Source organism: Actinoplanes sp. NPDC024001 (genome assembly GCF_040638955.1).
Taxonomy (GTDB): Bacteria; Actinomycetota; Actinomycetes; order Mycobacteriales; family Micromonosporaceae; genus Actinoplanes.
On sequence record NZ_JBEZZB010000296.1, the window covers coordinates 1 to 6,727 of the forward strand.

Consider the following 6,727-nt stretch of genomic DNA (forward strand, 5'->3'; position numbering starts at 1 on the left):
CCGCCGCGATCGTGCTCTCCGGGGTGGTCGCCGCCGTGGCGCTGCCCGGCGGCCTGTCCGCACCGTCGGCCCCGTCCGGTCCGGCGGTGCAGGCCGCCGCCCCGCCCGCCGCGGCCGAGATCAGGAAGCGGTCGGCGGCGTGCGCCGTCGGTTACGCCGTCTCCGGAACCACGGACGGCCGGTTCACCACCAAGGTCAGCATCGCGAACACCGGCAAGGTGGCGATCCCGGCCGCCCGGCTCACCTTCACCCTACCCGGCGAGCAGCGGCTGCGCGACGGCGCTCCCGGCACCTGGCGCCAGCAGGGCCGCACGATCTCCGCCCAGATCGGCGACCTCGCCGCCGGGCGCAGCCGCACCGCGACGATCCGCGGCACGTACGAGGCGGCCAGCGCCCTGCCGGACCGCTTCGAGCTCAACGGCACGGCCTGCCGGACATCCCTGCTGGTGGTGGGGACGAGCACGAAACCGCCGCCGCCGAAGAAGACCAGGAGCGCGGTCAAGGCCCAGCCCGAATCGGAGTCGAAGAGCGAGGCCAAGAAGGCCAAGAAGGAGACGAAGAAGTCCTCGGACGACGAGGACGAAGACGAAGAGGACGAGGACGAGTGACAGGAGCGCCCGCCGGCTGGTGCCGGCGGGCGCGCTCGGTGGTGGGGTCAGTTGATGCGGCGGCGGTCGCCGAGCATGTCGTCGATCGGCAGGTCCGCGGAGAGCTTCGTCGCGAAGGTCGCCGGGGCGTCCGCCCAGCGGCGGAGCATGGCGGTGGCCGCGGCGGCGTCCTGCGGGGCCAGGCGCGAGATGTTCGCGCCGTGGTTGGCGCCCGGTGCGACGTACAGGGCGGAGTCGCGCCTGCTCGGGGTGAAGCGTTCGGCGCCCCACGGGTCGTTCTCGCCGTAGACGAAGAGCATGCGCTGCGACGCGGTGCGGACCCAGAGGTCGATGTCGATCATCGGCACCGGGTTGTGCTTGCGGCGCAGTTCCGGCGGCAGCGAGGAGTTCGCCGTGTACAGCCCCGGGTGGTTGCGCAGGCCGCGCAGGTGCTCGAAGCGCAGGCTCGGCCAGCCCAGCTGGGAGGCGGCCTGGTAGTAGTACGGCCAGTAGTACTCCAGGGCCTGGTCGGTGTAGAAGCTCCATCCGGCCGCCGCGTCGATCCAGGCGTACAGCTGCTCGTCGGTCGCGGTGGCCGCCTCGGGCGCGGCGGCGCAGTCGGCAGCGTCGCTGTACTGCCAGAACGCCCACACCGTGTCCAGAACGGTCATCTCGAACGAGCGGTCGGCGGTGCCGATGGTCCGGTGGAAGGTCCAGCCCTGCTCGGCGGCGTTCGCCTCCAGCACGGGAACCAGCCGGTCGCGGCGTTTCAGCGCCTCACGCTGGATGTTGTCGAGGTTCGCCCGGCACTCGGGGGTGCCGACGGTGTCGAAGAACCTGTCGTACGCCCGGTCGGCCGGGTTGATCACGTCGTTCGGGGCCACGTAGGCGACCACGCCGTCGACGTCGTCGGGGTAGAACCGGCGGTGGTAGACCGACGTCATGCCGCCCTTGCTCGCCCCGGTCTGGATCCAGCGTCCGGAGTAGAGCGACTTGAACGCGGTGACGATCCGGTGCTCGTCGGTCGCCTCCTGCCAGATGGTCAGATCGGACCAGTCGGCGGGTGCGGGCCGGGACGGGGTGAAGAACCGGTGCTCGACCGACACCTGGTTGGCGCCCAGCAGCGCCGTCGGTTCGGTCTGGGTCGGGCGCGGGCTGGCGGCCAGGCCGTACCCGTTGGTGTAGAGGACTGTCGGGGCGGCGTTCGAACGGTGCAGCAGGGTGAGGCGCTGCTCGAAGGTGCCCGCCGAGGGGTGACGGTGGTCGGCCGGCTGACGGTAGGTCAGCACGAAGAACCGGTAGCCGGTTGCCTGGGTCTCGGAGACGACGGTCAGCCCCGGGATCGCCGCGAGCTGAGCCAGAAGCGGGTCGTCCGCGGCGCGAGCCGCGGCGGCTGGGGAGAGAACCATCAGCAGGGAAACGATTACTGCCGCGATGCGTGATCTCACGCCCGCCACCATATCGACGGAAGGCTATCAGCGGGAGTGGCCGCCGACGGACGGCTCGTCCCGCCGGTTGCCGTCCCCCCTGAGGCGCCAGGCCCCTCAGTCCCCGTGGGGCGGTGAACTGGCTCAGAACACGCCTGTTGCTTTAGATTCCAACATCGAGCCACGCATGTGCTTCGCCGCAGGAGACTATACGCGTTCCCGCGGCGTAGGTGTCAACGGATGTATCGTTCGCTGGCGATGCGCGACACAGCCGTTTATCGAGCGTCCATCGAGGAGGATTGGTGACCGCGGACCGCGACCTGCCGGAGCTCGAGACCCTGGCCGATCGGCTGGAGTTCCTCTTCGACCGGGTGCGGCCGACCGCCGGCGAGCTGGGGCCGCACGAGGAGGCCGGCCGGCGGTACACCACCAAGGAGATCGCCGCCAAGATCAATGAGGCGGCGCAGCGGGACGGGACCGGCGTGACGATCAGCGCCGCGTACGTGGGGGAGATGCGCCGCGGCATCACCACCGACCCGCGCACCTCCCACATCCAGGCGCTCGCCCGCGCGTTCGGCGTCGACCCGGCGTTCTTCGTGGACAGCCGGATCACCCGCCGCGTCCAGGAGCAGATCGACCTGCTCACCGAGCTGCGCCAGATGAAGGTGCAGCAGGTGGCGCTGCGCCGGGTGCTGCGCCAGCAGGGCCTGTCCGACGACAGCGCCCGCCTGATCGAGCAGCTCGTCGACCGCTGCCGCCAGCTCGAGGGACTGGACCGCGAGAACGACGGCTGATCACGCTATGGTGCCGACCGGAAAGCCGACGGGAAGGAGGAGACATGGCAGACCGCACGCTCCGCCGCCGATGCGAGAGGATCCTCGCCGAACTCGGCCTGCCGGACACCGCCGACGTCCGCGACCTGTGTGACGTCGTCGCCGAGCGTCAGGGCCGGCCGATCCACCTTCTCGAGGAGACGCTGCCCGCCGACAGCCCGTGCGGGCTGGCCGTGCGCACCGAGCGTTTCGACGCCATCTTCTACGAGGCGAACACGAGCCGGCTGCACCAGGAGCACATCATCCGGCACGAGCTGGGCCACCTGATCTGCGGTCACCTCACCGCCCCGGTCCTGGACGCCGAGGCCTCCCGCCTGCTGCTGCCCAACCTCGACCCGTCGCTGGTGCGGGCCGTGCTGGGCCGCACCAACTACAGCGAGGTCGAGGAGAAGGAGGCCGAGCTGATCGCCTCCCTGCTGCTGCGCCGCTCGGTGCTGGCCCGGTCCCGGCAGTCGCCACCGGAGGATCCCGCCGCGTCGCCGGTGCTCGGCCGCCTGCACCACACCCTCATCGACCCCGGGCCGCGGTGATCCCGTGTCCAAGGTGATCTATCCGGTCGTTGCGCTCCTCGCCCTGGTGGCGCTGGCCTACAAGATCCCGCCGCTGGTCCGTGACCCGCGCAGCCGGGCCCGGCGCGCGCTGGTGGCCATGCTCGCCTGCCTGGTCTGGGCGCCCGCGGTGAACACGCCGTTCGTCTACGTGCGCGTCGACGAGCTGACCGGCGTGCCGAACCTGGCCCGGCTGATCGCCCACTACGGGATCCTCGGCTTCGCGGTGTCGGTGCAGCTGCTCCTGCTCTACTGGACGGTCGAGAACCCGCGGCGCCGCAGCACCGGGATCCGGCTCGCGGCGGTGGGCGCAGCCGTCGTGGCGATGGCGGTCTTCTTCGTCCTCGCGCCCCTGGACACCTCGCTGACCAGCGAGTTCACCGTCCGCTACGGCGACGCGCCGTTCATGGCGCAGTACATGCTGGTCTACCTCGGCTACTTCGTGGTGGCGCTCGCCGACATCCTGCGGCTGTCCTGGCGGTTCGCCGGGCTGACCCGGCAGCGGTTCCTGCGCATCGGGTTGCGGCTGGTCGGCTACGGCGCGGTCTTCGGCCTGGCCTACTGCGTCGAGAAGGGCTTCTACATCGTCGCCCGCAACGCCGGTTACGAGCCGATCCCGGCAGACGTGCAGCAGCAGATGTCGCCGCTGCTCACCGGGCCGGGCTGCGTGCTGATGCTGATCGGCTTCACCATCCCGTCGTGGGGGCCGTGGCTGCAGCGGCTGCGCACCTATCACCGGCTCTATCCGTTGTGGAAGCTGCTCTACGACGCGACCCCGGAGATCGCGCTGGACCCCGGCCAGTCCCGGTTCGGCGCGATGCGCGACATCGAGTACCGGCTGGTCCGCCGGGTGGTGGAGATCCGCGACGGGTGGCTGGCGCTGCGGCCGTACTTCGACGCCCGCGTCGCGCGTGCGGCCGGCGGGTCCAGCGACCGGGTGCACGCGGCGGTGCTGGCCGCCGCGGTCCGGGCCAAGGCCCGCGGCGAGGAACCCGCCGAACGCTACGTCGCCGACCCGCGGGGCGGCACCGACATCGCCGAGGAGACCGCGCAGCTGCTGCGCGTCGCCCGGCAGCTGCGCGCGCCCGGCATCGCCGGTTCGGCAGCCGGCACGGAGGTGGGGGTGGCCCGGTGAGCGAGGCCCTGCGGCACATCGAGGCGCTGGCCGCGCTGCTGCCCGACGCTCAGCGCAGCGCGCACGCGTACGCCCGTGAGATCGACCTGTTCTCCGGCGCCGGCGCGCTGGAGCAGGCCCACGAGTCCGGCCGGGCCTATGTCGCGGCCACCCGGATGGCGCTGCTGCAGAGCGAGGTGAGCGAAGCCCTGCAGGAGATCCGCAGCCGCTCGCTGGACCTCGACCCGGGCGCCCGCCGGCCGGACGACGCGCTCAGCCGGGAGCTGGCCGACATCCTGATCCGCACCCTGGAACTGTCCGAATATCTCGGGGTGGACCTGGGCGCCGCGCTGGTGGCCAAGACCGCCGAGACGCTCAGCGGTTACCGGCACGGCAACGTGCGGTTCTGACCGTCAGCCGACGAGCACCGGCAGCGCGGCCAGGCCGCGGGCCCGGAACGACGGCCTCCAGCGCAGCTCCCCGGCCGGCACGGCCAGCCGCAGCCGGGGGAAGCGGCGCAGCACCGTGCCGATGGCGATCTCCAGCTCGATGCGGGCCAGCGGGGCCGCCACGCAGTAGTGGATGCCGTGGCCGAAGCTGAGATGGGTGCCGGGCCGGCCCGGCCGCACCTCACCGGGCGCCGGGAAGGCTTCCGGGTCCCGGTTGGCCGCGCCCACCACCAGCAGGACGGTCTCGCCGCGCGGCACCACGACACCGGCCACCTCGATGTCCTCGGTCGCGAAACGCCGCAGCAGCACCGAGGCCGGCGGCTCGTAGCGCAGCAGCTCCTCGACGGCCGGGCCCAGGTTCCGCGGGTCGGCCGGCACCTCGGGGTGGCGCAGCAGCGTCAGCAGCCCGGTGCCGATGGCGTGCACGGTGTTCTCGTATCCGGCGAGCAGCAGCAGGAACGCCAGTGAGGTCAGCTCGTCCTCGCTGAGCCGGTCGCCGTCCTCGCGGGCGGCGATCAGCGCGGACAGCATGTCGTCGGCGGGCTCGGCGTGCTTGACGGCGAGCAGCTGCACCAGATATCCGTGGATGGCGACGACGGAGCGGGCCGCGGCGGCCCGGTCGCCGGCCGGCGGGACGAGCATCGTGTCGGTCCAGGACCGGAAGGCGGCCCGGTCGGCCTCCGGCACGCCCAGCAGGTCGGAGATCACCGCCACCGGCAGGGGGCCGGCGTACTCGCTGATCAGATCCACCTCGGCCCGGCCGGCGAACCCGTCCAGCAGGGCGTCGGCGGTCTGCTGGATGCGCGGGCGCAGGCTCTCCACCCGGCGCGGGGTGAACGCCTGCGACACCAGGCGGCGGATCCGGGTGTGGTTCGGCGGGTCCATGTTGAGCAGGTTGGCGTCCAGCGCCGGCGGCAGGGAGAAGCCGCGCCAGCTGCCGTTGCCGTTGCTCTTGTCCACGGACAGGCGCGGGTCGGCGAGCAGGGCGCGCACGTCGGCATAGCGGGTGACCAGCCAGACCGGCGACCCGTCGGGCAACTCGGCGCGGCAGACCGGGGCCTGGTCGCGGAGCTGCGCATAGGCCGCATGGGGATCGGTGGAGAACGCTTCGGCGATCGGAAGTGCAGCCGCCGCCATGTCCTGAAACCCTCCCGACGCAGAGAGGGGCCGGGCATCCACGGGGGAAGATGCCCGGCCCTCGTACAGATCGAATCACACTTATCGCTCATTGCGCTACTGGTGCGCGCGATCCGGGCGGAGCCTGAAAGATCACACTGTCCGGGCGAGGCCCGCCCGGACCCGGAACGAGCTCGCCGTACGGAATTCCTCGGTGTCCTTGAAGTAGCCGATGCCGAACCGGGTCCCGTCCCAGCGCAGGAAGAAATCGGGATAGTTGAACGAGCGCAGCATGACCGAGTCAGCGGTGACGCCGGGCCGCGGGCAGTAGGTGGCGTCCTCCCGGAAGATCTGGCTGGACGCGAAGGCGCTGGTGTATCCGTCCAGCTCGTAGTGCCGCAGGTAGCGCCCGTCGCCGGTGCGGAACGAGAAGCACTGCGGGTCGGCCAGCCCGCGGACCGCGATGAAGGTGGCACGCCGCCGGTCCCGCGCGGCGCTGCTCGCGTCCACGTCGGCCACGGTCACGACGTCGTCGCCGGTGCCGCCGTTGGCGAGGTATCCGCCGCCGACCCACTCCAGCGATAGCCGGCCGAGGCGGACCGCGGCGGGCGAGGGCGCCGGCGTGGTGGTCCGCACCGGTGCGGGGGCGGCCA

At 72.0% G+C, this 6,727-nt stretch carries 8 protein-coding genes; 5 read left to right on the forward strand and 3 right to left on the reverse strand.

From position 1 onward, the window contains the following. The coding region (locus AB0F81_RS49870) for a cellulose binding domain-containing protein (protein WP_360211262.1) at positions 1 to 608 on the forward strand (608 nt) is incomplete at its 5' end. A gap of 47 nt (positions 609 to 655) precedes the next feature. On the opposite strand, the gene AB0F81_RS49875 is transcribed toward AB0F81_RS49870, so the two are convergent. After that, positions 656 to 2,035, reverse strand: coding sequence for a S28 family serine protease (locus AB0F81_RS49875; RefSeq protein ID WP_360211264.1), 1,380 nt, complete (start codon positions 2,033 to 2,035; stop codon positions 656 to 658). A 281-nt stretch (positions 2,036 to 2,316) separates the two neighbouring features. Here AB0F81_RS49875 and AB0F81_RS49880 point away from each other — a divergent pair, with 281 nt between their 5' ends. The 4 genes from AB0F81_RS49880 to AB0F81_RS49895 are packed head-to-tail and all read left to right on the forward strand — an operon-like array spanning position 2,317 to position 4,919. After that, a complete protein-coding gene (locus AB0F81_RS49880; RefSeq protein WP_360211266.1) occupies positions 2,317 to 2,808 on the forward strand; it encodes a hypothetical protein in 492 nt (163 codons plus the stop codon). A 44-nt stretch (positions 2,809 to 2,852) separates the two neighbouring features. Beyond that, complete coding sequence (locus AB0F81_RS49885; RefSeq protein ID WP_360211268.1) at positions 2,853 to 3,377, forward strand: hypothetical protein; 525 nt, start codon at positions 2,853 to 2,855, stop codon at positions 3,375 to 3,377. Positions 3,378 to 3,381: 4 nt separating this feature from the next. Then, positions 3,382 to 4,530 (forward strand): MAB_1171c family putative transporter, encoded by a 1,149-nt coding sequence (locus tag AB0F81_RS49890; protein ID WP_360211270.1) that lies wholly within the window; start codon positions 3,382 to 3,384, stop codon positions 4,528 to 4,530. Beyond that, complete coding sequence (locus AB0F81_RS49895; protein ID WP_360211272.1) at positions 4,527 to 4,919, forward strand: hypothetical protein; 393 nt, start codon at positions 4,527 to 4,529, stop codon at positions 4,917 to 4,919. The genes AB0F81_RS49890 and AB0F81_RS49895 overlap by 4 nt, the downstream gene beginning before the upstream one ends. Before the next feature lie 3 nt (positions 4,920 to 4,922). On the opposite strand, the gene AB0F81_RS49900 is transcribed toward AB0F81_RS49895, so the two are convergent. Next, the gene (locus AB0F81_RS49900; RefSeq protein WP_360211274.1) at positions 4,923 to 6,095 is read right to left on the reverse strand and encodes a cytochrome P450; all 1,173 of its coding nucleotides are present in this window, start codon (positions 6,093 to 6,095) and stop codon (positions 4,923 to 4,925) included. A 132-nt stretch (positions 6,096 to 6,227) separates the two neighbouring features. Continuing rightward, positions 6,228 to 6,727 (reverse strand): AbfB domain-containing protein (locus tag AB0F81_RS49905; protein WP_360211276.1); only part of this gene is annotated, 500 nt, incomplete at its 5' end.

Coding starts and splice junctions, on each gene's coding strand:
- AB0F81_RS49885 (WP_360211268.1), top strand. CDS start 2,853: ATGGCAGACCGCACGCTCCGCCGCCGATGCGAGAGGATCCTCGCCGAA.
- AB0F81_RS49900 (WP_360211274.1), bottom strand. CDS start 6,095: ATGGCGGCGGCTGCACTTCCGATCGCCGAAGCGTTCTCCACCGATCCC.